Below are 23,762 nucleotides of genomic sequence, written 5' to 3' on the forward strand. Positions count from 1 at the left end.
ATATTCAGAATGAATCAGAATAATAATGGTGATGCTCTCTCGGCAGGGGGCATTACCAGAGATTGTATAGAGTCGGCATATTGCTTTATTCATCAAAAGCTTAGGGTTTTTGAATTTTCCACCAATCCTACGCAGCGTGATGATATAGAGTATGCCATCGCCCAGTATGTAGAGGGTATGAATCCGCAGCTCTATCTTCTTCTTTCGCAAGGCAGAACGGAATTCCTTCTAGACCATGTGAATTTTGAAAAAGATATGCGCGAGGCGCAGGAAAAACTGGAAGGGATGATGTAGGTATCTCTCTGTTTCGTATTTTCTGTGTTATTCCTATATATATTATGGTTATTTCCAAAATGGAAATAACCATGTATTACTCTTTATCCGATTTTCCCTCTGATTTTTCAAGTTTCTCCTCTATTTCCTCAATCTGTGGCAATGCCGATGCTACATCAGCAAAGAGTTTTTCTGTTTCGTATTGTGCAATTCCCATAGGTTGGGTAATGCCACGAAGCGAAAACTCAGCTTTCTTGTTGCTCTTGGTTCGGCAGAGAAGCAAGCCAATGGTAGGTTTGTCTTCTGGGGATTTCACAATGTCATCAACTGCAGAAATATAGAAGTTCAGTTTGCTAACGAACTCTGGTTTGAACTCCACGGCTTTCAATTCCACTACAACATAGCAATGCAGTTTGAGATGGTACATCAGCAAGTCGATATAATAATCATCCCCATCTACGGAAATATGGTATTGTCTGCCTATGTATGCAAAACCACGTCCCATCTCGAGGAGAAAATCTGTTATCTTGCTTGTCAAGGACTTTTCTATATCCAATTCATTTTGCAATGCCACCGTTCCAATGAACGAGAAATTGTAAGGGTCTTTGAATATGTAACGAGCCAAGTCTGACTGAAGAGGTGGCAAGGTCTGTTCAAAATTATTAATTGCATGCCCTTTAGCATGGATATATCCATTGTCTATTTGGAGAAGCATCACATCTCGACTCCACCCATTCTGTGCTGTTTCTGTTATATAGTAGGCACGTTGTGCTTCGTCTTTTACCTTGGATAACAGGGAAATATGGTGATACCAAGATATTTGTGCTAGTGGTACTTGAACAAACTCCTTGCCTTCACTCTCCAATTCTGCAAGTGTCACTTGCAAAATTGGCAGTTCCTTTAATTTGGCAAGTGGCACTTGCCAAATTGGAAAAGTCGGATACGCTTCAGCAAATCTTTTCATGTTCCTCAGGTTGCGTTCCGAATACCTCTGTCATCAGGGAAACGAGAACAAAGATCTTTTGACAATTGGGCAATTACCTGTTTTCCCCAACCTATTTGTTCCTTCTTCTCTATAATTTGTTTCCCTATATTCCAATATAGCGACAATGTTCCCATATTGATACTGATAGCCGTTTTCAACTTTGCAGTGTCAATCAGCTGTTCAATGTCTTTACGCCATTGAATATAGCCAGTAGGCAACAATGTATTGCCGTCTTTAGTTATATTGTTCATCTTATTATTCCTTTCCAGCATTAGCACTGAAACCAATGCAGTTCAACTGTTTTATAATTTCTACTCATAGCTTCTTCTTTGTTTAATCGAAGTTAATAATTTCACTTACGCTGACATCTAACAACTCTGAAATCTTTTTTAAAGTCATTAAATCTGGCTGTGTGGTGTTGGTACACCATTTAGAAACAGTTGTTTGGTTTACTCCCAACTGTTCTGCAAGCCATTTGTTGGTCTTTTTCTTTTTTACTAAGACCAATTTTAGCAGGTTTAAATCTTCCATAACGTTCAATTTATTGCTTTAGATGCAAATTTAGTGATTTATTTTTATAACGATGTGCCTATAGTGTAATCTTTAACAAGATATAACAAAAAGCGCTTGTGTTATAGCATGTAATCGTGTGAAAGTATGTAAAATGAAGCCTTGTTTTTGCCAACCGATTCAATTTAGTTTGGAATTATGTTGGCAAAATGTTGGCAATTTCTAGAATGAAGAAAATCCTAACCGCTTATTATCAAGCAGTTAGGATTTTCTTCGGTGCGCCTGATAGGACTCGAACCTACACGGCCTAAACCACTAGATCCTAAGTCTAGCGCGTCTACCAATTTCGCCACAAGCGCATTTTTGGGTGCAAAGATACAATAATAATTTGAATAAAAAGAATAAAAATGAAAAAAATGATGGTTTTACTTGCTTTTTACGAGAAATAATGGTAATTTTGCAAACAGATATTGTTTTGTCTTTACTTTGCAAAAATGAAGGCTGAATGGTAAGGACAGATAAAAACTAAATAACAGGAATATGAAAAAAGTATGGGTTATGATGCTGGCTACATTGATGGTTTCTACCACGATGATGGCTGAAAATGTGAAGAAATCAACTACTCTTCCTATTGTGGGAGAGGTTGTAAAGGCTTCTCATCCGATGATTCAGTATGTTGGGCGTGTGAGCTTTGCTAAGAATCCTGATGTAGCCAGTTTCAATTATCCGGGAACTACGATTGAGGCTAGTTTTCAAGGGTCTTCTCTGAAAATGCTGTGTCGCCCGAAAACTGGATATTTCATGGCGCAGATTGATGGTTGTGAACCTTTCAAAGTGGGCTTTAATGCCGAACGCGATTCGGTTGTAACCCTGGCTGCGGCTTTGCCAAAGGGGGTGCATCATGCTAAGGTGATGTATGTGATAGAAGGCTTGTTCCGCAAACCGGAATTCAGGGGATTCGTTCTTGATAAGGGATGTCAGCTCGTTGAGGCTCCGGCTCTTCCGGAACGGAAGATTGAATTTATCGGAAACTCCATCACCTGCGGTTATGGCGTAGAAAGTATCAACATGTCTGATCCTTTTGAAGATGAAACGGAGAACCATTGGCTTACTTATGCCAATATCGTAAGTGACAGTCTGAAGGCCCAGCATACTTCTATCTCCCGCAGTGGTATCGGTGTATATCGTAATTATAATGGTCCGAAGACGGGTGATGCCGATAACATGCCTTGGCAATATGAATATACCTTATTTGACCAGCATGATGAAAAATGGGATTTTGCCAAGTATCAGCCTCAGTTAGTCTGCATCAATCTGGGTACGAACGATCTTTCTACCAAGAATTATGATATTCAACTCTACGAGAAGAATTATCGCATGTTTCTTAAAACGGTACGTAGCAAGTATCCTCATGCAAAGATTGTGATGTTGACAGGTCCGATGCTCGGCGAGAAGGAGAGTAGCAAGCAACGAACTGTGCTTGATAGAATCTGTGCAGATGCCAATAAAACCGATAAGAACATTTACCGTTTCGATTTCAGTTTCCAGAAAGGAGATTTAGGTTATGGCGCCAGCTGGCATCCTAGTATGCTGCAGCATCGGAAGATGGCTGCAGAATTGCTTCCGTTCCTGAGAAAACTGATGAATTGGAATTAAATGAAATTGCATGTTTCCAAAACAAAATTATATGATAACAATGAACACAAAAAATCTATTATTGTTGGCATCTCTTACATTGGCGATGCCTCTGACAGCACAGACTCCACAAGAGGATTTCAAGCGGGATATTACGCTTTCGGGTAGTAACTATGTAGCTTATCGTGGTCCGCAGAAGCAGTTGACTGTGGCTCCTAAAGGTTATAAGCCTTTCTATCTGAGCCATTATGGCCGGCATGGTTCCCGTTATATGATTGGCAAGAAGGCTTATGATGTGCCTTATTTCTCTCTGCTTAAAGCGAAGCAGGAGGGCAAACTGACAGCTAAGGGCGAGGAAACGCTGGCTAAGGTGAAGATGATTCGTGAGGAGGCGAAGGGGCGCGATGGCGAACTGACTCCGCTCGGAGCTCTCCAGCATCAGGGTATCACCAGAAGAATGATGGAGCGCTTCCCTGAGATTTTTGCCGGTAATACGAATATCGAAGCCCGAAGTACTTTGGTAATCCGATGCATCCTCTCTATGGAGAACGGTTTGCAGCAGATGCTGCGTATCAATCCGAAACTTCATATCTTCCATGATGCCAGCGAGCATGATATGTATTATATGAACCAAGACGACAGATACCTGGACAGCTTGAAAAACAGCGTGGGTATCAAGGTGGCACAGCAGGAATTTGCACAGAAGCACGTTAGCTATAGCCGTGTGATGCAGGAACTGTTCAACGATCCTGCCTGGGTGAAGCAGAATATCAACCAGAGTGACCTGAACAGAAAACTCTATGAGATGGCAAGCTCAATCCAAGGCACGGAACTGAGAGGCAAGGTTTCGCTCTATGACCTCTTTACGGAGGAGGAACTGTATCAGAACTGGCAGAATGCCAACATCTGGTGGCAGATGGCTTACGGCAACTCGCCTTATACGGGCAATGTGCAGCCGTTCTCCCAGCGCAATCTCTTGAGAAACATTATCCAGAAGGCGGATAGCTGCATCGCCTTGCCGCATCCGGGAGCTACATTGAGATATGGACACGATACGATGGTTACTCCGCTTACCTGTTTGCTGGATTTGAATGGATATGGCGAAGAGATTAAGGATCCGGAGAAGATTGCTTCTCAATGGTGGGATTATAAGATTACCCCGATGGCTACGAATTTGCAGTTTGTTTTTTATAGAAACAAGGCGAATGATGTATTGGTAAAGGTGCTTTTGAATGAAGATGAGGCTACTTTGCCTATCAAGAGCGATGTGGCACCTTATTACCACTGGAATGACTTTAAGGAATACTGCCTGAAAAAGCTGGCGGGGTATAAAAGGTAAAAATGAAGGCTACTGACTGCTGGGGGGACAGGCGATGGAATCGCCTGGAACGGGGGCAGGAGGGGGACTGGCTTCTTTTTTGCTGAACGCGAAATGCTGAAACGCGAAACGCAAATGGCTAGATAATAAAAAAGGGGCTTAAGCTTTTGGGGCTTAAGCTCCTTTTTTATGATGGGCGCTTTTCTTGCGCTTTCCTTGCTGCTTTCCTTGCGCTTTCTTTTTCGCTTTCTTAGCGCTTTTTATTGCTTCGATAACCAGTCTTTATCCTTCTGGTCTTCTTCGAAATCTTTTTCTGAGAAGAGGTTGGTCTGACCAGTCAGTTCGTCAATCACCTGTTGCTCGCTTTTGCCGGCATCTGGATCAAGGTTTTCACCTTCATTCTCAGAGTCAGAACCATCCGGTTCCTCATCATTATCCTCAGAAGGAGGTTCAGGGAATCGGGTTGGTTCCAGTTCCTCGATACTTTCAATCTTCCATGTCGTGAGGCGCTTACCCTTTGCCTTGAAACTCTTCTGTGCAATGAACTGTTCTGCATCGATTTCTTCGGCAGGACGGATGGCATCCACACCGCCATAAGTAACCTTGATGCGTGGATATACCGTGTCGGTAAGCAAGATGAGCTTGCAGTTTGGGTTCTCGCCCATGAAATTCTGATGGCGCTTGGTGGCATCCATCGTGAATCGCTTGATGTATGGATATCCCTGATTGTCGGCATCGTAGAGGATAGCCGTCCAGATCTTGTGCTCATCCCATTTCTCTAAGCGGATGATGTTGTCCTCGTAGTGGTTGTTGACATCGAAATTGGTGATGTAGAATTCACCGTTGTCGAGTACTACCAAGATAGAATCATCATCATTGAATTCGCCTAGGAATCGTCCGTTCTCATCGTAGTTGATGCGGTTTACGTCTGGATCGAACCAAACCTTTCTGCCTCCTAACGTGCTGTGGCCGTGACTCTTCAGACCGATGCGGCGAATGGTGCGCTTGGTCAGGAGATTTCCTTTGGCAGCACGTCCCTTGATCAGAATGTCTGAGAAATCCTTCTCCAGAAAGATGCTCTGGCGTTTCTTCGTCAGGTCTGGCTCCATCGTACACTTGATGATTTCTGCCTCTCCATTCGGGTTGGCGGTGAAATAAATGACGCGGCTGCCAGGTGTGCCCTGGGTGATGTCATACAGCTTGTCGCGGGTCATGGCGGTTACATTGAATCGCTTGATGAAGTAATCGCCTTGTTTGCCGTCGCGGTAAACACAGTTGTAGATGGTGCGCTTATCGTTCTTCTTGAATACCTGTACATGGAGGATATTCTTACCGACGAATATCTTGTCTGCTACCTTGGTGACTTTAAACTTGCCATCCTTATAGAAGATGATGATGTCATCGAGGTCGGAGCAGTTGCATACGAATTCATCCTTCTTCAACCCTGTACCAACGAAACCTTCCTGACGGTTGATATAGAGTTTCTGGTTAGCCTCTACCACCTTAGTCACCTCAATGGTATCGAAGTTTCTGATTTCTGTTTTGCGAGGATGGTTCTTTCCGTATTTTCCCTTGAGATATTCAAACCAGTTGATAGTAACATCGGTCATGTGAGCCAGGTCGTTCTCAATCTCAGCAAGTTCAGCCTTAATCTTCATCAGCAGTTCGTCTGCCTTATCCTTATTATATTTAAGGATTCGCTGCATCTTGATTTCCAGGAGTTTGAGAATGTCCTCGCGGGTAATTTCCCGATGGAAGGCATATTCTACCATACCCTTACCATCTACTTCGGCAGTAAAGAGTTTGTCCTTGAATGGTTCGAGTTTAGAATCGATGAAGGCAACAACCTCATCCTGACTCTTACTCTGCTCAAACTTTCGCTCCTTGTAGATGCGTTCCTCAATGAAAATCCGTTCGAGAGAAGAGAAGAAGAGTTGTTCCTCCAATTCACCCTTTCTGATCATCAGCTCCTTGCGCAGCAATCCCATTGTGCGGTCTACGCTGTGGCGCAACACATCGCTGATGGTGAGGAATACAGGCTTGTTGTCTTCGATGACACAGCAGTTGGGCGAGATATTAATTTCGCAATCGCTGAATGCGTAGAGTGCATCCATCGTTTTATCTGATGAGGTTCCTGGTGCCAGATGCACAAGAATCTCAACATTTGCCGAAGTAACGTCATCTACCTTGCGTGCTTTTATTTTACCCTTTTCTACCGCTTTTGTGATAGAATCGATGAGGCTTCCTGTAGTCTTGCTGAATGGTATCTCGCTGATAACAAGTGTCTTGTTGTCGAGCTTGTCGATTTTGGCTCTTACCTTCAATGCACCACCTCGCTGTCCATCATTGTATTTACTTACATCGATGGCACCGCCTGTAGGGAAATCGGGATAGAGTTGGAATGGCTCGCCCTTGAGATAGTGGACGGCAGCATCGCAAATCTCATTGAAATTATGTGGCAAAACCTTACTGCTCAATCCCACGGCAATACCCTCGGCACCTTGTGCCAGGAGCAACGGGAATTTGGCAGGGAGCGTGATAGGCTCCTTGTTTCTGCCATCATAAGAGAGTTGCCAGTCGGTAGTTTTAGGATTGAAAACCACGTCGAGAGCAAACTTAGAGAGACGTGCCTCGATATATCGGGGAGCCGCAGCACGGTCGCCCGTAAGAATGTTTCCCCAGTTACCCTGCGTATCGATGAGCAGGTCTTTCTGTCCCATCTGTACCAAAGCATCTCCGATAGACGCATCGCCATGAGGGTGAAACTGCATGGTATGTCCCACGATATTGGCAACCTTGTTGTATCTTCCGTCGTCCATGCGCTTCATAGAGTGGAGGATGCGTCGCTGTACCGGTTTCAAACCATCCTCAATATGAGGAACGGCACGTTCGAGGATAACATACGATGCATAGTCGAGGAACCAGTTCTGATACATTCCGCTGAGGTGATGTACAGCAGAAGCATCGAATCGGTTCACCGGCTTATAATCGGAATGTTTCTCGGTCGAAATCTCCTCGTTGGCATCTTCCGCAGCATCCTGTTCAGATTCTGCAGAAGAATTTTCCAAATTTGGTGATTTTTCCTCTTCAAGACCGTTTTTATCTTTAATTTCGTCGCTCATATATAGCTTTTAATACTTATTTTATTAATTTATGGCAAAAATACAACATTTTTTCGAGAAAAAAGAGTATCTTTGCCGAAAATTTGAAAAAAATAAGATTTAATCATGGCACAGGAAGATGTTTTTAAGAAAATTGTAAGCCATTGTAAGGAATATGGCTTCGTGTTCCCAAGTAGTGAAATTTATGATGGCTTGGCTGCCGTTTATGACTATGGTCAGAATGGTGTTGAGCTCAAAAACAATATCAAGCAGTACTGGTGGCAGAGTATGGTGTTGTTGCACGAGAACATTGTTGGTCTCGATGCAGCTATCTTCATGCACCCTACAGTATGGAAGGCATCTGGACACGTAGATGCTTTCAACGACCCGTTGATTGATAACCGCGATTCAAAGAAGCGTTATCGTGCCGATGTGCTCATCGAGGATCACATGGCTAAGTATGAGGAGAAGATTGCCAAGGAGATTGCCAAGGCTCAGAAGCGCTTCGGCGATAGCTTTGATGAGGCTCAGTTCCGTGCAACTAATCCTCGCGTTCTGGAGAACCAGAAGAAGTTTGATGACCTCCATGCCCGCTATACTGAGGCTATGCAGGGTCCTAACCTGGAGATGCTGAAGCAGATTATCGAGGATGAGGGTATTGTTTGTCCTATCAGCGGTACCAAGAACTGGACTGATGTCCGTCAGTTCAATCTGATGTTCTCTACCCAGATGGGTGCGGCAAGCGATGCTACAAGCAAGGTATATCTCCGTCCTGAGACTGCTCAGGGTATCTTCGTAGATTACCTGAGTGTTCAGAAGACCGGCCGTATGAAGTTGCCATTCGGTATCTGCCAGATTGGTAAGGCTTTCCGTAACGAGGTTGTTGCCCGTCAGTTCGTATTCCGTATGCGTGAGTTCGAGCAGATGGAGATGCAGTTCTTCTGCCAGCCTGGTACTGAGATGAAGTGGTTTGAGTATTGGAAGAAGGTTCGTCTGGCTTGGCACGAGGCTCTCGGTATGGGTAATGAGAACTACCGTTATCACGATCACGAGAAACTGGCTCACTATGCCAATGCTGCTACCGACATCGAGTTTAAGATGCCATTCGGTTTCAAGGAGGTTGAGGGTATCCACAGCCGTACCAATTTCGACCTTTCTCAGCACGAGAAGTACAGCGGCCGTTCTATCAAGTACTTCGATCCAGAGAAGAACGAGAGCTATGTACCTTACGATGTAGAGACATCTATCGGTGTTGACCGTATGTTCCTCAGCGTAATGTGCCACTCTTACTGCGAGGAGAAGCTGGAGAATGGCGAGACACGTGTTGTTTTGCGTTTGCCAGAGGCTTTGGCACCTGTTAAGTGTGCTGTGTTCCCATTGGATAAGAAGTATGGTTTGCCAGAGTTGGCTCACGAGATTGTAGACGAACTGAAGTTCCACTTCAATACTCACTATGGCGATCCTAAGGATTCTATCGGTAAGCGTTATCGCCGTCAGGATGCTATCGGTACTCCATTCTGTATCACCGTAGACCACGAGACTCCAAACGATCATAAGGTAACTCTGCGTTATCGTGATACCATGGAGCAGGAGCGCGTAGCTATCTCAGATCTTCGCAGCATCATCGAGGAGCGCGTAAGCATCACTAGCGTATTGAAGAAGCTTGGCAAGGAAATCAAGAACTTCTAATTAATCAAATACATTTAGATGAATCTTAAGAGTTTGAAATATTTCTTCTTCCTCATGATGGCAGTGATCACGCTGTCATCATGCAGCGAAGATGATGATAATGTCTCGGAATATGCCAACTGGCAGGAGCGTAACGAGCAGGCTTTTGCCGATACATTGGCTTATGCCAGAAAGATGGGTGAAGCTAACGGCTGGTACGTTTATAAGAACTGGACGTTCGAAAACCAGACTCCGAACAAAGATCAGAATGGTAATTTAGCGACCCTTACTTATAAGGATTGCGATAATATCATCGTTCATGTTCTGAAGAAGGGAGAGGGTACAACTTCTCCTATCCTTACCGATTCGGTACAGGTGAGCTATCGTGGCCGTTTCATTCCTACTGATAATTATAAGGAAGGTTACGTCTTCGACCAGAGTTTTACGGGTACTTTTGATGCTGCTACAGCTAATCCTATCCGTAGTGTGGTCGGTGGATTTATCGATGGCTTTACCACCGCATTGCTCAAGATGCATCCGGGCGACCATTGGCAGGTGTTCATTCCATACCAGCTGGCTTATGGAGCAAGCGGTAATTCTTCAATCCAAGGCTATTCAATGCTCCGTTTTGAGATGGTGCTCAAGAGTTATAAGAGAGCTTCTGGCAAGAAGTGGATTACTGAATAAGAATAAAGATTAAGAGAAAAAGTATGTGCATATGTTTGAAATGATATATGCACATATTTTTTTGTATGAGCGATATACGAGAAATTAATTTATGCTTTATAGCAAGAAGACAGATTATTTGATGGAGTCGATTCGCCTGGGTAGGGAGATGGATCGGCGCGAGAAACTCAATCTTATTGTAGGGTTGAGTATACCTTCTATGCTGGCTCAGATTTCTACGGTGATGATGTTCTTCATCGATGCTTCTATGGTGGGTCATCTGGGAGCAGAGGCTTCTGCCAGTATCGGATTGATTGAGTCAACTACCTGGCTTATAGGTAGCTTGCTCAGTGCAGCTGCTACTGGCTTTTCTGTACAGGTAGCTCATTTTATCGGAGCCAATGATTTTGCAAATGCCCGTCAGGTGTTTCGTCATGCGCTGATTTGCGGTGTGGCGTTCAGCATTTTTGTTTCTCTTCTCTGTGTCGGCATTCATGCTTATCTGCCTTATTGGCTGGGTGGAGGTGCTGATATAGCCACCAATTCCTCTCGCTATTTTCTGATATACGGTCTGGTACTTCCATTCGTTTTCCTTTATCATATATCCGAGATGATGCTGAAATCTGCGGGCAATATGCATACGCCTAGTGTGATGGCTGTATTGATCTGCATCTGCGATGTGGTGTTCAATTACCTGTTTATCTATATCCTGAAGTTGGGTGTTGTGGGGGCTGCCTTAGGAACGGCGATGGCTTATGTCTGCATCTCTCTGCCTAATCTTTATCTTGCTGGTTTCAAGAATAAGATACTGAATCTCCGTCAGGACCATGTCCGTTTCCGTTGGGTCAGGTCGTATGTTCATAATGCCTGTAAAATCAGCATTCCGATAGCCATACAGAACATATTGATGAGCGGGGCACAGATAGTGAGTACCATGATTGTGGCACCTCTTGGCAATATAGCCATTGCTTCCCATTCTTTTGCTATTACGGCAGAGAGTCTTTGCTATATGCCGGGCTATGGTATTGGTGATGCGGCTACTACTCTGGTGGGACAGACGCATGGAGCAGGGCGAGTAGGTTTGTGCAAGAATTTTGCTTATATGACAGTAGGACTGGGAATGGCTGTGATGGCTGTGATGGGAGTGGTGATGTATGTCTTTGCTCCTGAGATGATTGGCGTTCTTTCTCCGGTAGAAAGCATCCGTGAGATGGGTACCATCTGTTTGCGCATCGAGGCTTTTGCTGAACCATTCTTTGCAGCTAGCATCGTGACCTATTGTGTTTGTGTAGGAGCGGGCGATACCAGGAAACCGGCGATGATCAATCTCGGTACCATGTGGCTGGTGCGCCTCACTCTGGCTTATGCTCTTTCCAAGAGCTATGGCTTGGAGGGAGTATGGATAGCGATGGCTATCGAACTCACATTCAGGGGAATCCTCTTCCTTATCCGCCTCTTCAGAGGTTCATGGATGAAGAGTTTTCATGTAGGTTAGGATTGTTTTTCTGCCTCCAATGTTAGTTTTAGGTTAAGATTTGCATACATCGCGAAGATATTCTCTAAAATGTTTGCAAATCTTTTTTATTTTTCTTAATTTTGCATCGCAGACAGTAACCATGTCACTGGTTTTGTCGTTATATATAGGTGAACTTGTTAAGTAGCATGATATATATAATAAGGTATAAAGCAAGAATGATATAGAAAACAATAAATACATAAATAATTAAAATCAGATGAAACTAAGAAAGATTTTTGCAGCAGTTGTGCTGTTCCTTTCTGCAGGTACAGCGATGGCACAGCAGATGCCAGCTATTCCGGTAGACAAGAATGTGAAGATAGGTCGTCTTGATAATGGATTGACTTACTACATTCGTCACAACAGTTATCCTGAGAATGTGGCCAGTTTCTACATCGCTCAGAAAGTGGGTTCTATCAATGAGAATGATGACCAGCGCGGTTTGGCTCACCTCTTGGAGCATCTTGCCTTCAATGGTACCGACCATTTCAAGGGCAACTCTCTGCAGGACTATCTGCAGAGCATCGGTGTACAGTATGGCCGTAATCTCAATGCCTATACAGCAGTAGAGAAGACTGTTTATTACTTCACAGATGTTCCTACTACCCGTACAACAGCGGTAGACTCATGTATGCTTATCCTCAAGGACTGGAGTAATGGTATCAGTCTTACTGAAGATGCTATCGAGAGCGAGCGTGATGTGGTGCACAATGAGTACCGTATGCGCATTGTAGGTCAGCAGCGCATGATAGAGCGTTCACTTCCTAAGCTCTATCAGGGCGAAAAGTATGGCTACCGTTTCCCTATCGGTTTGATGAGCGTTATCGATGGCTGTAAGCCAGAAACTCTCCGTGCTTACTACCGCAAATGGTATCGCCCAGACAATCAGGCTATTATCATCGTGGGTGATGTAGATGTAAATCATATCGAAGCTAAGATTAAGGAACTCTTCTCAGGTATCAAGGTACCTAAGAATGCCGCTAAGATAGAGAAGGTAGAAGTATCTGATAATGATTCAGCCATCTATGTTATCGACAAGGATAAGGAGCAGCAGGTTGATCTCTTCCAGATTTATATGAAGCACAATGCTGTGCCAGATTCTCTGAAGGGCAATATGAGCTATCTCCTGAAGGGATACATGGATAACGTGATTTCTTCTATGATTGCTGCCCGTTATGCAGAGAAGGCATTGGAGCCAGATTGTCCATATCTCCAGGCAAATGCCGGTGATGGTTCATACCTGATTTCAAGCACAAAGGATGCTTTCACCCTTACCGGTGTAGCTAAGCCAGGAAAGATTAAGGAGGCTTATGCTGCTGTTCTCCGCGAGGCACAGCGTATGCACGAGTTTGGTTTCACAGCTACAGAGTATCAGCGTGCCAAGGATGAATTCATGAGCCAGGTTGACAAGGCTCTTGCCAACAAGGATAAGATGAAGAACGAGCAGTTTACCACCCAGTATGTGGATAACTTCATTTCTAACGAGCCTATTCCGTCAGTAGAAGAGGAGAGCCAGATCTGGAAGATGGTAGTTCCAAACTTGCCTCTTGAGGTTATCAACAGCTATGCCAAGCAGTTGGTTTGCCAGAGCGATACCAACCTTGTATCATTGGTAATGATGCGCGAGCAGGCTGGTGCCGTTTATCCTACCGAGCAGGAACTCTCTGCCATCGTAAAGCAGGTACGTGCTGAAAAGCTCGAGGCTTATGTGGATAATGTTAAGCAGGAACCTCTCATCGCTCAGGCTCCTAAGGCTGGTAAGATTAAGAAGACTGTCGAGAACAAGAAGTTGGGCTTCAAGGAGTTGACTCTTTCTAATGGCGCTAAGGTGGTATTGAAGAAGACCGATTTCAAGGACAATGAGATTACTTTCGCAGCTTCAGCCAATGTAGGCTATTCTACTTTCGGCAAGGAAGACTTCCTGAATGCTACATTTGCAGCAGATGTGCTCGATGCTAGTGGTCTTGGCGATTTCTCAAGCAATGAGCTTGATAAGGCTTTGGCTGGTAAGCAGGCTGGCGTTTCGTTCAGCTTGAGTCCTTTTAATCATGGTTTGAAGGGTAATTCTACTCCTAAGGACATCGAAACCCTGATGCAGCTCATCTATCTCAAGATGACCGCAGTAAGCAAGGACCAGAAGAGCTTCGACAATATGAAGAGCATGATGGCTACTGTTCTTGCCAACAAGAGCAACAATCCAAGCCTCGTATATCAGGATTCAGTTCAGAGCACTCTCTATTTGGGTAGCAAACTTGCCCGTGTGCCAGAGGCAAGCGATATAAAGGATATCAACTACGACCGTATCCTGGAGATTGGTAAGCAGTTCTACGGCAATGCCAAGGACTTCACCTTCTATTTCGTAGGTAACTATGATGAGAAGACTCTCCTCCCACTCATCGAGCAGTATATCGCCAGTCTGCCAAACAATGGCTTCAAGCTTAAGAACAAGCAGATTCCTTATGCTAATGGTAAGGTAAGCAATGTCTTTACCAAGGCAATGGAGAATCCACAGAACCAGGCAACAGAGATCTGGTATACCAAGGCTCCATTCACCTTGCAGTATATGGTTCTTGCTGATGTTTCTGCCCGTTTGCTGGAGATGAAGTATTTGCGTACTATCCGTGAGGAACTCAGTGCTGCTTATCATGCAGGTGCAAACTATGGTTTGCTTCGCGATTATGATAACAAGGCTGCCATCTCTATTTCAGCCGTGGCTCAGTTGAACCCAGAGAAGTCGGATATCGCTATTCCTTACTTCTTCAAGGGTATGGACGAGACCATCGCCCAGCCAAATGCAGAAGACCTTCAGAAGGTAAAGGAGATTCTCCTGAAGCAGGCTGCTGTTAGCGAAAAAACCAATGGTTATTGGCTTGGTGCGTTGAGCACATACGAGCGTATGGGTGTTGATACTCATAGCGATTACAAGGAGATGGTGAAGAATCTGAAGGCATCTGAGATTTCAGACTTCCTGAAGAATGTCATCTTGAAGAGTGGTAATCATTTCGAGATTATCATGAAGGCAGTGAAGAACGAGAAGTAAATCTCGGACTTGATATAATAAACTTGAATAATAAACGAAAAAATCCCGTTGTACAAGCCAGATGGCTGACAACGGGATTTTTACGTTTTTTTTCTTTTCCCAAAATTTTTGAAACTCATCATTTAAGAGTCGTTTCGAAAAATCTCTCTTTAAAAAGAAAGGATGCGTCCTTATTATATATGTATAAGAGCATCATCTTTCCTCCTTTACGTCATGTTTCTGAAGAGTATTAACCTCTTCTCTTTGCCTTAGAGGCAAGAGCCTCGCGGCGATCCTGAAGAATCTGTTGGCATCTATCGATAGCCTGATTCTGATTTTCTGAATTTACCTTAATTAAATCATTCATAACCTATTGATATTTGTTAACCGCTTGCAAAGATAGGGGTTTCTACCTATTTCTAGGTACAAAATGCATGAAAATGCGTGTTTTATTCGTTATTTTTTGATTTATGTCAAAAAAATGTGCAATCATTTGAACAGTTTCCCCCCTTTAGAATGATAATTGGTATTTCCTGAACGTTTTTTTCATTATCTTTTAAACGAATTGTCATCGCAATCGTCTATAATAACGTAGAAAGAGCAGAAATGCTGAGTTTTTAGGGAGATTCATACCGCGAAATAGGGATTTTTCTTATCGTATTCCCGATTTTTTTGCGAACTTTGCACCCGAAAGGACAATAGGAAGTATTGGGTATATATAAATAAGAGTGATAAAAATAAATATATAGAAAGCAATGAAAAAGGTATTTCTTTTGGCTGCCCTCGTGCTCGCATGCACAGCTGGCAGCAACGCAAGCGCTATGAACGAGGCAGCGCTCAATGCCTCAATGTCTGAGATGATGCCGGTTAAGAAAACGACTAAGAAGACAACAAAGAAGACTTCTAAGAAGACTACGAACAAGAAGACTTCTACAAAGAAAACAACTTCTGCTGCATCTAACACAACAGCAGCGACAACAACTGCTGCAGCAACAACCAGCAATTCCGCCACTTCTACCAGTACAACCAGCAATGCAGGTTCTGCCATAGCTGGTATCTTGGGTGCTGTGATGGGCGGAAGCTCTAACAGCAGCAGCTCTGCAGGTAGCAGCATTATCAATGGCATTCTGAATAATGTAATCGGTTCAGGTACCTTCAGCAAGCAGGATCTCTGTGCCCATACCTGGAAGTACAGCAAGCCAGGATGCGCCTTTACTTCAGAGAATCTCCTGGCACAGGCTGGCGGTGAGATTGCTGCCAACAAGGTAGAGGAGAAGTTGGGTGAGTATTACAGCAAGTTTGGTTTCAGCGGCTCAAATACCTATTTTACCTTCAATGCGGATGGCACTTTCGCAGCCAAGATTGACGGCAAGTCATGGCAGGGTAATTATACTTTTGATGAGAAGACTCATGCCATTCAGATGAAGGGATTAATCTTGAGTATGTCTGGTTATGCTACGAAGACAGCCAACGGCATCAGCCTGCTCTTCGACCAGAAGAAGTTGCTCAACCTCATCAAGACCATCGGTTCCCTCAAGGGCAGTTCTACCCTCAGCGCTCTCGGTACTATCGCCAATAATTACGATGGTATGCGTGTAGGTTTCGAGATGACTAAGTAATTTGAAGGATAGAATCCCCATATCCGAGCCTTCTGTTGGAGTAGGCTCAGTAGATGATAATCGCCCTGTAAGAAGGAAAGCATCTTTTAAGCTATGCTTTTGCTTCTTGCAGGGCGATTTTTATTGTTTATTTCACGCTCAGTTTCATTGTCTTTACATCCTTGCTGTTGGTTCCTATCATAATCTGGAAGTCGCCAGGTTCTATCACGTGCTTCAGATCTACGTTGTAGAACTTGAGCATATCTGGGGTGATATCAAAGCTTACCTCCTTGCTCTCACCTACTGCCAGATGGATGCGCTGGAAACCTTTCAGCTCCTTTACAGGACGCGAGATGCTGGCTACCATGTCACGGATGTAGAGCTGCACAATCTCGTCGGCATCGCGGGAGCCATTATTCTTAACGGTGACGCTAGCTGTAATCTTCTTGCCATCCTTCCATTCGGTAGCCTCCTCATTGCTGATGCCGGCCTCCTGGCTGCTCAGGCGGAAGTTGCTGTACGAAAAGTAGGTATAGCTCAAGCCGTAACCGAAAGGATAGAGCGGACCATTGCTTACATCCAGGCAGTTGCTGGCGAACTTGGCAAACTTCTCATTATCGTCTGGTACAGGGCGACCGGTGTTCTGATGGTTGTAGTAGAGAGGCTCCTGACCGGTAGTCTTAGGCATAGAAGTAGTAAGCTTACCCGATGGCGATTTGTCGCCAAAGATAACATCGCAGAGTGCATCGCCCATCTCTGAGCCTCCAAACCATACATTCATGATGGCTGGTACATGGGCTTTCTCCCAAGTAAGAACCGTAGGACGGCCCGCAAAGTTGAGGAGCACTACTGGCTTGCCCGTCTTCAGAAGTTCGGCAAGCAGTTCGCGCTGTACGTCCGGCATCTCCAGGTTGGTACGGCTACCGCATTCGCCGCTCATCTCGGCACTTTCGCCCATAGCACATATAATAACATCTGCCTCTTTAGCTATCTTCAGCGCTTCGGCCTTCATCTCAGCCTCGTTGCCCCAGTTGATTGGCTTGCCGAATTCGCCGTTTTGCTGCAGTTCCTTATTGCGCCAGATATTGCTTCCCTGGGCATATAATAAGGTGGCTTTTCCGGCAAGTGCATGCTCCATTGCCTCCTTGATGGTGGTATATTTAGATGGCTCCTGAGCCACGCTCCATGTACCGGCTATGTTGTTTCGGGTGTCGGCAAGCGGACCAATCAGGGCTATCTTTCCTTCCTTCTTCAGTGGCAGGATATTGCCTTCGTTCTTCAGGAGCACGAAGGTCTCTGCTGCTACATCGCGGGCTACCTGACGGTTCTCTGCGGTATAAATCTCGCTCTTGCTGCGCTTGGTGTTGCAGTAGCGGTAAGGGTCGCTGAACAGGCCCAGTTTATATTTCGCTTCCAGGATGCGGCGGCAGGCGATGTTCACATCCTCCTCGCTCACCTTTCCTTCTGCTATGCTCTTAGCCAGATGCTTTACGAAGGCATTGGAGCACATGTCCATATCGGTACCCGCCTTCAGCGCCTGTTCTGATGCCTCCTTGATGTCTTTTGCCGTTCCGTGCTGCAGAATCTCGGCGATAGAAGCGTAATCGGTAACCACGAAACCGTTGAATCCCCACTGCTTTCTCAAGACATCGGTCATCATCCATTTGTTGGCTGTAGCAGGTATGTAGTCGATGAGATTGAATGAAGACATCACGCTGCCTACGCCAGCCTTCACCACTGCCTCGTAAGGTGGAAGATACTGGTTCATCATGCGCACGCGGCTCATATCTACCGTGTTATATTCCTTACCGCTCTCAATGCCTCCGTACAGGGCAAAATGCTTCAGACAGGCCATGATGCGGTTGGCTCTCAGAATCTCTTCTGTGCGCATATCCACGCCCTGGTAGCCCTGGGTCATCGCTGCTCCCATCATGCCGCTCAGATAAGGATCCTCGCCATTTCCTTCGCTTATTCGTCCCCAGCGGGCATCGAGTGCAATGTCTACCATAGGAGAGAATGTCCAGTTGATGCCGTCGGCACTTGCTTCCTTGGCCGATACTTCGCCTACCTTCTTCATCGCTTCGGTATCCCATGAGCAGGAGAGGGCGAGAGGGATAGGGAACATCGTTTCGTAACCATGAATCACGTCCATACCTACGAGCAGCGGGATGCCCAGACGGCTATTCTTGACGGCGATTTCTTGCAGAGCCTTGATCTTGTCGAGCCCTTTGATATTGAAAACTCCGCCCATGTTGCCCTGGGCGATATCGCTGCCTACCTGAGTATCGAGTGCGCCGCCGGTGGTGATGTCGCCAGCTACCATCAGGTTCAGCTGACCAATCTTCTCCTGTAGTGTCATCTTCGCCATCAGTTGGTCGATATACTCCTTCATGGGTAGAATCTTGCCTTTCTTGGTTGTGGCAGTTACTTTTTTCTTAGGGGCTGCGGTATGGGCGAAAGCAGGTGCTGCCATAGAACCAGCCAAAAGAAATGTGAGTGATAAAAGTGCTGTTCTCATTGTTTATTATGTTAATTGTTATTTTTGATGCTTATCTTCTGCAAAGATAATAAAAAAGATGATACGATGCGCGATAGAAATGTTAAAATGTGGATGAATTTTTCTTTTTTAGATAAAAATATGTCTGATAATGAGATGGATAAGAAAAATGGAGGATATATAAAAAGTGGATGCGGCATAGGCGAAAAATGCGAAGAAATCTACATTTCTTCTATATCAGATTTTGTCGTTTCCGATTTTTTTATTACTTTTGCACATGAAACCTCATGAAAATAAATCAATCTTAAACGGAATCAAGTTGATGTATCGCGTAAATGAATTATGGGGAAAGGCATTCTTCTTCCTGCTCTTTGTCTTGATGCCTCTTTCTCTTGCAGCAAAAACAACAGATAATATAGAGCAGCTTTTTCAGAGTCTGGACAACGCTATTGCCCATTCGGCTGATTATGTGAAGGTACGTGAAGCCCGAATTTGCGATTGGGAGCAGAAACTGAAGACCGCCAGGCGGCTAAGCAGTAAGTATGATGCCTGCTTTGCGCTCTTTGAGGAATACCGCTCCTACAAGAACGACATGGCGCTGAAATACATCAATCAGTGTATGGAACTTGCTATCAGAATGGGCGATAAAAAGAAGGTGGGAAATGCCAAGGCGCTGCTTGCTTTCCAGGAATCGACCACGGGCGATTATGCCGAATCGTACGACCTGCTGAAGTCTGTCAATATCGCTGATCTTGATGCTGAGGGCAAACGCAACTACCTCTGGGCTTGCCAGCACCTGTATGGCGAGATGGCATATTATTCCAACGTTCCTTCCTTGAAGAAATATTATGCCGGCAAGCGTAATGCCTATCAGGCTGCAATAGACAGCACATTCAGCCATGATGATGACCTTTATCTGCAGATGCAGGAGGTGAGGGCACGCGATGCAGGCAATATGAAGGAGGCTTTGCGATTGAGCGATAAGCGGCTGTCGATGACGAAACCGGGCACCCATCAGTATGCCATTGTACAGTTTTATCGCGGCTTGACCTACAATCAGTTTGGCGATGAAGAGCAGTTTCTCAGCTGCCTCTTGCGTTCTGCTATCTGCGATGTCCAGTTGGCTGTGATGGACCAGGGGTCGCTCTGGGAACTCGCCAATCTGCTCAATGCCGAACCGGGCGAGCAGAAGCGCTCTCACGAGTATATCAAGTTTGCCTGGAAGTCGGCTACCGTTTTCAATACGCCTATCCGCAGCCGCCAGATCATGCCTGTGCTCACGCAGATTGAGGAGGGATATCAGAAAGAGCTTTCTTCGAGCAACCAGCATCTGCGGCTCATGGTAGCGTGTTCAGCCTTGCTTCTCTTTGTGGTTATGCTCTTGCTCTACTATGTCAACAAGCAGCGCAAGCGCATTGCTGCGGCCCATCATAAGCTGAAGGAAACCAACCATGCCTTGCAGTTGGCAAATGAGCGTCTTAACGAGATGAACCATTCTCTCAACGAGATGAACCAGTCACTCAATGAGAGTAACAAGATGAAGGAAGTATATATTGGTCGATTCCTGCGCCTTTGTGCCATCTATGTCGACAAGATAGAGACAATGCGCAAGCGAGTAGTGAAACTGGTGAAGGCAAGAGAACTCAATAAGTTGCTGGAGCAGATGCAGGCTGGCGAGGCCTACATGGGCGAGCTGTATGAGTATTTTGATTCCGCCTTCCTGAAGCTCTTCCCTGACTTTGTTGAGGAGTTCAATGCCCTCTTGAAGCCTAAAGAGCGTATCGTGCTCGAAGATGACAGCCGTCTTTCTACCACCCTCCGTATCTTTGCCCTTATCCGTCTGGGCATCGAGGACAGTTCTAAGATTGCCGAGTTCCTTCACTATTCTGTGAACACTATCTATAATTATCGCGCCAAAATCAAGAATAGTGCCATCTGTGACAGGGAAGAGTTCGAGCAGCGTGTGAAGCAGATTGGCATGAAATAGGCCTTTCTGGGCGTATGGCGAAAACTTGCGAAAATTCAGGAGTAAATGCTGCAGATACCCATGCACCCTGTTTTAGGGTGCATGGGTAGTCATCTGATAATCAAAATATTGATGTTTGTGTATCCCTGTTTCTGCGAACTTTGTGATGGATGATAGGCGATAGAAATCGCATAATAGTTTGACGTTGTGTTTTAAACGTCAAGTGGGTTAATCGTATGATAATCAAGATATTGATATTTTTGAAAATCCCCGTTTCTACGAGTTTGTCGATAGGATGAAAAGCATGGGAATACAATAAAAGTTTGTTACGGCGTTTCACCGTAACAAACTTTTATGCGTTATATTTATTTCTTCCCTCCGTTCAATTTCTCAGAATCGAATCATTCTTTTTAAAAGAGCTCGAAGGCTTTCTTGAGCTTCAGGTTATCGGCTGCATTACCAACAAGAGCCTCAAACTTTCCGGCTTCAGCTTTCCAGGATGAAGATGCCTCATCGTAGAAACTGAGGGCCTCTTTGCTGATGGTGATGCTGATATCCTTGCTCTCACCTGGCTGGAGATAAACCTTCTGGAATCCCTTCAGCTCCTTCTGAGGGCGGTCTACCGATGCCTTGACGTCGTGGATGTAGAGCTGAACCGTCTCGGCTCCGGCACGCTTACCTGTATTCTTTACGTTTACGGTAAAGGTGATTGTGCCGTCTTGCTTCATCTGCATCTTGTCGCTGCGGAGATTAGAGATGGCAAACTGGGTGTAGCTCAAACCGTGACCGAATGCAAAGGTAGGCTTGATGCGCTCCTTATCGGTCCAGCGGTAACCTACATAGATGCCTTCCTTATATTCCTCATCAATGATGTTGCCCTTCGTGCTGGCTCCACCTTCCTGACGCCAGGTTCCCGGATAGGTATTGAGTGCATGAGCACCTACTTCCTTCAGCGAGTTGACCCATGTAAACGGCAACTTGCCGCTAGGGTTGGCATCGCCTGTAAGGATGCTTGCCAGGGCTTCGCCGCTCTCCGAACCGATGAACCAGCCCTGTACGATGCCGGCAACCTTAGCCTTCCAAGGCATAGCTACCGCATTGCCCGAGATGTTGACATAAACGAAGTTTCTGTTTGCCTTAGCCAAAGCCTCGATCAGCTTATCCTGATGGTATGGCAACTCATAATGCTTGCGGTCGTGACCCTCACAGTCCTGGAAATCGCTCTTGTTCAGACCACCAAACATGATGACATAGTCGGCAGTCTTGGCTTTCTCTACGGCTTCGGCTATCAGTTCAGCCTCGCTGCGCTTGTCTTCCAGGTTCTGGCCGGTTGTAACGCCATTGTAGTTGCCCGTTACATCGCCCACATATCCGCGGGCATAATCTACCTCGATGCCGTCCTTGCCCAAGCGTGTCTTCAGGCCATCGAGAGGCGAAATCTCGCGCTGTACCTTGAGCGAAGAAGAGCCTCCGCCTACGGTCATCATCTTGATGGCATTCTCGCCCACTACCAGCACGCGCTTAGCCTTCTGGGTGTTGATAGGGAGCACATTGTTCCTGTTCTGGAGCAATACGATGCCTTCCTCAGCGATCTGTCTGGCTGCTGCATAATGGCTCTCGGAACAGAGGAAACCATGAGGGCGGTTCGGATTCATCGTGGTGCGATAGAAGAGGCGCAATACGCGGCGCACCTTATCGTCCAGCTCCTTCTGGGTGAACTTGCCTTCCTGTATGGCCTTCATGTAAGGCATGGAGAGATAATAGTTGTCGTAGGCATTGGTAGCGCCCATCGTAAGACCGTCTGTCCAGGTGCCGAACTCCATATCCAGCCCGTTCTTTACAGACTGCTCCAGGTCGTGGGCACCGCCCCAGTCGCTTACCACGACACCATCATACTTCCAGTCGCCCTTCAGAATCTTGTTCAGGGTCCACTGGTTGTGGCAGTTGTGCTCATTCTTATATAGGTTGTAGGCTCCCATGATACCCCATGTCTTACCCTTCTCAACAGCCGCCTTGAAGGCAGGGAGATAGATTTCGTGGAGAGCACGGTCGCTGACAATTACGTTGACCTGATGGCGGTATTCCTCATCGTTGTTCAGGCAATAGTGCTTTACGCAGGCTGATACGCCCTTAGACTGCAATCCCTGAATATACGGCACTACCATGATGCTTGCCAGGAACGGATCTTCGCCCATATACTCGAAGTTGCGGCCGTTGAGAGGCGTGCGGTAGATGTTGACGCCAGGACCCAGAATCATGTCCTTGCCGCGATACAGGGCTTCTTCGCCCAATGCTTCGCCATAGATGCGGCTCATCTGCGGATTCCATGATGCGGCAAGACAGGTGAGGGCAGGGAAGGCTACACAGGAGTCGTTGGTCTGGCCAGCCTGTTCCCACTCATCCCACAATACGTCAGGACGCACTCCGTGAGGTCCGTCATCCGTCCAGAAATCAGGAAATCCCAAGCGTGGTACACCGGCTGATGAAAACTTGCTCTGAGCATGGATGATGCGTATCTTCTCTGCCAGCGTCATGCGGGAGATGGCATCATCGATGCGCTGCTCTACCGGCTTGGTCTGGTCGAGATAGACTGGCAATTGTCTGGTAGTCTGCTGTGCCTGAGATGGAGCGATGGCTGCAACCGACAGGACACATGATAAAATGAACTGTTTCATAAGTAATGAATTTATTATGGTTTGTTTATTTCTTGCAGTTGTTTGTTTTGTACACCGCCTCTCACGTTTTTTGTGCGTTTAGGCGTATTTGCTCATTCATCTGCAAAATTACTAAATAAATAATGAAAAAATGGTGGGTGATAAGTGAAAAGTGGATGGGTGTAAAAATGGGACTTTTATAAACCGCTGATAGTTAGGGAAATAAATGTATTGTGGTGCGAATGAAAAGTGGCAGAGTGTGAACACTGAAAAATACTGATGTAACTTTTTAAGGGTGTTCCAGCCTCATTTCCTTTATTTTAAGCCATCCACTTTCATGTAGTTGTTAGAGACTA

General features: G+C 45.6%; 15 protein-coding genes, 1 tRNA gene and 1 pseudogene. 10 read left to right on the top strand and 7 right to left on the bottom strand.

The genetic code is table 11. The annotated features are described in order from the left end of the window. Nucleotides 1–9 precede the first annotated feature (9 nt). The gene (locus ONT08_RS12190) at nt 10–294 is read left to right on the top strand and encodes a hypothetical protein (protein ID WP_119236557.1); all 285 of its coding nucleotides are present in this window, start codon (nt 10–12) and stop codon (nt 292–294) included. 76 nt (nt 295–370) lie between these two features. Here the strand turns inward: ONT08_RS12190 and ONT08_RS12195 are convergent, their stop codons facing one another. From ONT08_RS12195 to ONT08_RS12210, 4 genes and pseudogenes are all read right to left on the bottom strand, one after another. Then, on the bottom strand, nt 371–988 hold the full coding sequence (locus tag ONT08_RS12195; RefSeq protein WP_264964858.1) for a DUF1016 domain-containing protein: 618 nt from the start codon (nt 986–988) through the stop codon (nt 371–373). Nucleotides 989–1,021: 33 nt separating this feature from the next. Next, nucleotides 1,022–1,530: pseudogene (locus ONT08_RS16505) on the bottom strand (DUF1016 N-terminal domain-containing protein); the annotation flags it as partial. A gap of 61 nt (nt 1,531–1,591) precedes the next feature. Then, on the bottom strand, nt 1,592–1,789 hold the full coding sequence (locus tag ONT08_RS12205) for a helix-turn-helix transcriptional regulator (RefSeq protein ID WP_022121448.1): 198 nt from the start codon (nt 1,787–1,789) through the stop codon (nt 1,592–1,594). A gap of 256 nt (nt 1,790–2,045) precedes the next feature. Beyond that, nucleotides 2,046–2,127, bottom strand: a tRNA-Leu gene (locus tag ONT08_RS12210). A 181-nt stretch (nt 2,128–2,308) separates the two neighbouring features. On the opposite strand from ONT08_RS12210, the gene ONT08_RS12215 reads away from it, so the two are divergent. After that, entirely contained in the window at nt 2,309–3,424 is a 1,116-nt protein-coding gene (locus ONT08_RS12215) for an SGNH/GDSL hydrolase family protein (RefSeq protein WP_264960056.1), read from the top strand. Between the two features lie 40 nt (nt 3,425–3,464). Then, the gene (locus ONT08_RS12220) at nt 3,465–4,742 is read left to right on the top strand and encodes a histidine-type phosphatase (protein WP_118200169.1); all 1,278 of its coding nucleotides are present in this window, start codon (nt 3,465–3,467) and stop codon (nt 4,740–4,742) included. Between the two features lie 239 nt (nt 4,743–4,981). On the opposite strand, the gene ONT08_RS12225 is transcribed toward ONT08_RS12220, so the two are convergent. Further along, a complete protein-coding gene (locus tag ONT08_RS12225; protein ID WP_254974536.1) occupies nt 4,982–7,843 on the bottom strand; it encodes a DNA gyrase/topoisomerase IV subunit A in 2,862 nt (953 codons plus the stop codon). 105 nt (nt 7,844–7,948) lie between these two features. Between ONT08_RS12225 and ONT08_RS12230 the strand changes: the two genes are divergently transcribed. The 5 genes from ONT08_RS12230 (at nt 7,949) to ONT08_RS12250 (ending at nt 16,310) form a co-directional block, all read left to right on the top strand. Further along, nucleotides 7,949–9,511 (top strand): glycine--tRNA ligase, encoded by a 1,563-nt coding sequence (locus tag ONT08_RS12230; protein WP_117693376.1) that lies wholly within the window; start codon nt 7,949–7,951, stop codon nt 9,509–9,511. Nucleotides 9,512–9,529: 18 nt separating this feature from the next. Then, nucleotides 9,530–10,177, top strand: a complete 648-nt coding sequence (locus ONT08_RS12235) for an FKBP-type peptidyl-prolyl cis-trans isomerase (protein WP_119236341.1) — start codon at nt 9,530–9,532, stop codon at nt 10,175–10,177. A 91-nt stretch (nt 10,178–10,268) separates the two neighbouring features. After that, the gene (locus ONT08_RS12240; RefSeq protein WP_117586961.1) at nt 10,269–11,651 is read left to right on the top strand and encodes an MATE family efflux transporter; all 1,383 of its coding nucleotides are present in this window, start codon (nt 10,269–10,271) and stop codon (nt 11,649–11,651) included. Nucleotides 11,652–11,889: 238 nt separating this feature from the next. Further along, entirely contained in the window at nt 11,890–14,712 is a 2,823-nt protein-coding gene (locus ONT08_RS12245) for a M16 family metallopeptidase (protein WP_264960057.1), read from the top strand. A 734-nt stretch (nt 14,713–15,446) separates the two neighbouring features. Continuing rightward, complete coding sequence (locus ONT08_RS12250) at nt 15,447–16,310, top strand: DUF4923 family protein (RefSeq protein ID WP_264960058.1); 864 nt, start codon at nt 15,447–15,449, stop codon at nt 16,308–16,310. A 127-nt stretch (nt 16,311–16,437) separates the two neighbouring features. Here the strand turns inward: ONT08_RS12250 and bglX are convergent, their stop codons facing one another. Continuing rightward, entirely contained in the window at nt 16,438–18,807 is a 2,370-nt protein-coding gene (gene bglX / locus ONT08_RS12255; protein ID WP_264960059.1) for a beta-glucosidase BglX, read from the bottom strand. A gap of 66 nt (nt 18,808–18,873) precedes the next feature. Here bglX and ONT08_RS12260 point away from each other — a divergent pair, with 66 nt between their 5' ends. Both ONT08_RS12260 and ONT08_RS12265 read left to right on the top strand, forming a co-directional pair. Beyond that, complete coding sequence (locus ONT08_RS12260) at nt 18,874–19,077, top strand: hypothetical protein (protein ID WP_264960060.1); 204 nt, start codon at nt 18,874–18,876, stop codon at nt 19,075–19,077. After that, a complete protein-coding gene (locus ONT08_RS12265; RefSeq protein WP_264960061.1) occupies nt 19,064–20,773 on the top strand; it encodes a DUF6377 domain-containing protein in 1,710 nt (569 codons plus the stop codon). Before ONT08_RS12260 ends, ONT08_RS12265 begins: the two co-directional genes overlap by 14 nt. A 389-nt stretch (nt 20,774–21,162) precedes the next feature. Here ONT08_RS12265 and ONT08_RS12270 read toward each other — a convergent pair whose 3' ends face one another. Next, nucleotides 21,163–23,427 carry a glycoside hydrolase family 3 C-terminal domain-containing protein gene (locus ONT08_RS12270; protein ID WP_264960062.1) on the bottom strand — a complete coding sequence of 755 codons (2,265 nt, stop codon included), beginning with the start codon at nt 23,425–23,427 and terminating at the stop codon, nt 21,163–21,165. Between the last annotated feature and the right edge of the window lie 335 nt (nt 23,428–23,762).

The sequence above is a fragment of the Segatella copri genome (genome assembly GCF_026015465.1).
Lineage (GTDB): Bacteria > Bacteroidota > Bacteroidia > Bacteroidales > Bacteroidaceae > Prevotella > Prevotella copri_E.

Coding starts and splice junctions, on each gene's coding strand:
- ONT08_RS12190 (WP_119236557.1), top strand. CDS start 10: ATGAATCAGAATAATAATGGTGATGCTCTCTCGGCAGGGGGCATTACC.
- ONT08_RS12195 (WP_264964858.1), bottom strand. CDS start 988: ATGCTTCTCCAAATAGACAATGGATATATCCATGCTAAAGGGCATGCA.
- ONT08_RS12205 (WP_022121448.1), bottom strand. CDS start 1,789: ATGGAAGATTTAAACCTGCTAAAATTGGTCTTAGTAAAAAAGAAAAAG.
- ONT08_RS12215 (WP_264960056.1), top strand. CDS start 2,309: ATGAAAAAAGTATGGGTTATGATGCTGGCTACATTGATGGTTTCTACC.
- ONT08_RS12220 (WP_118200169.1), top strand. CDS start 3,465: ATGAACACAAAAAATCTATTATTGTTGGCATCTCTTACATTGGCGATG.
- ONT08_RS12225 (WP_254974536.1), bottom strand. CDS start 7,843: ATGAGCGACGAAATTAAAGATAAAAACGGTCTTGAAGAGGAAAAATCA.
- ONT08_RS12230 (WP_117693376.1), top strand. CDS start 7,949: ATGGCACAGGAAGATGTTTTTAAGAAAATTGTAAGCCATTGTAAGGAA.
- ONT08_RS12235 (WP_119236341.1), top strand. CDS start 9,530: ATGAATCTTAAGAGTTTGAAATATTTCTTCTTCCTCATGATGGCAGTG.
- ONT08_RS12240 (WP_117586961.1), top strand. CDS start 10,269: ATGCTTTATAGCAAGAAGACAGATTATTTGATGGAGTCGATTCGCCTG.
- ONT08_RS12245 (WP_264960057.1), top strand. CDS start 11,890: ATGAAACTAAGAAAGATTTTTGCAGCAGTTGTGCTGTTCCTTTCTGCA.
- ONT08_RS12250 (WP_264960058.1), top strand. CDS start 15,447: ATGAAAAAGGTATTTCTTTTGGCTGCCCTCGTGCTCGCATGCACAGCT.
- bglX (WP_264960059.1), bottom strand. CDS start 18,807: ATGAGAACAGCACTTTTATCACTCACATTTCTTTTGGCTGGTTCTATG.
- ONT08_RS12260 (WP_264960060.1), top strand. CDS start 18,874: ATGCGCGATAGAAATGTTAAAATGTGGATGAATTTTTCTTTTTTAGAT.
- ONT08_RS12265 (WP_264960061.1), top strand. CDS start 19,064: ATGAAACCTCATGAAAATAAATCAATCTTAAACGGAATCAAGTTGATG.
- ONT08_RS12270 (WP_264960062.1), bottom strand. CDS start 23,427: ATGAAACAGTTCATTTTATCATGTGTCCTGTCGGTTGCAGCCATCGCT.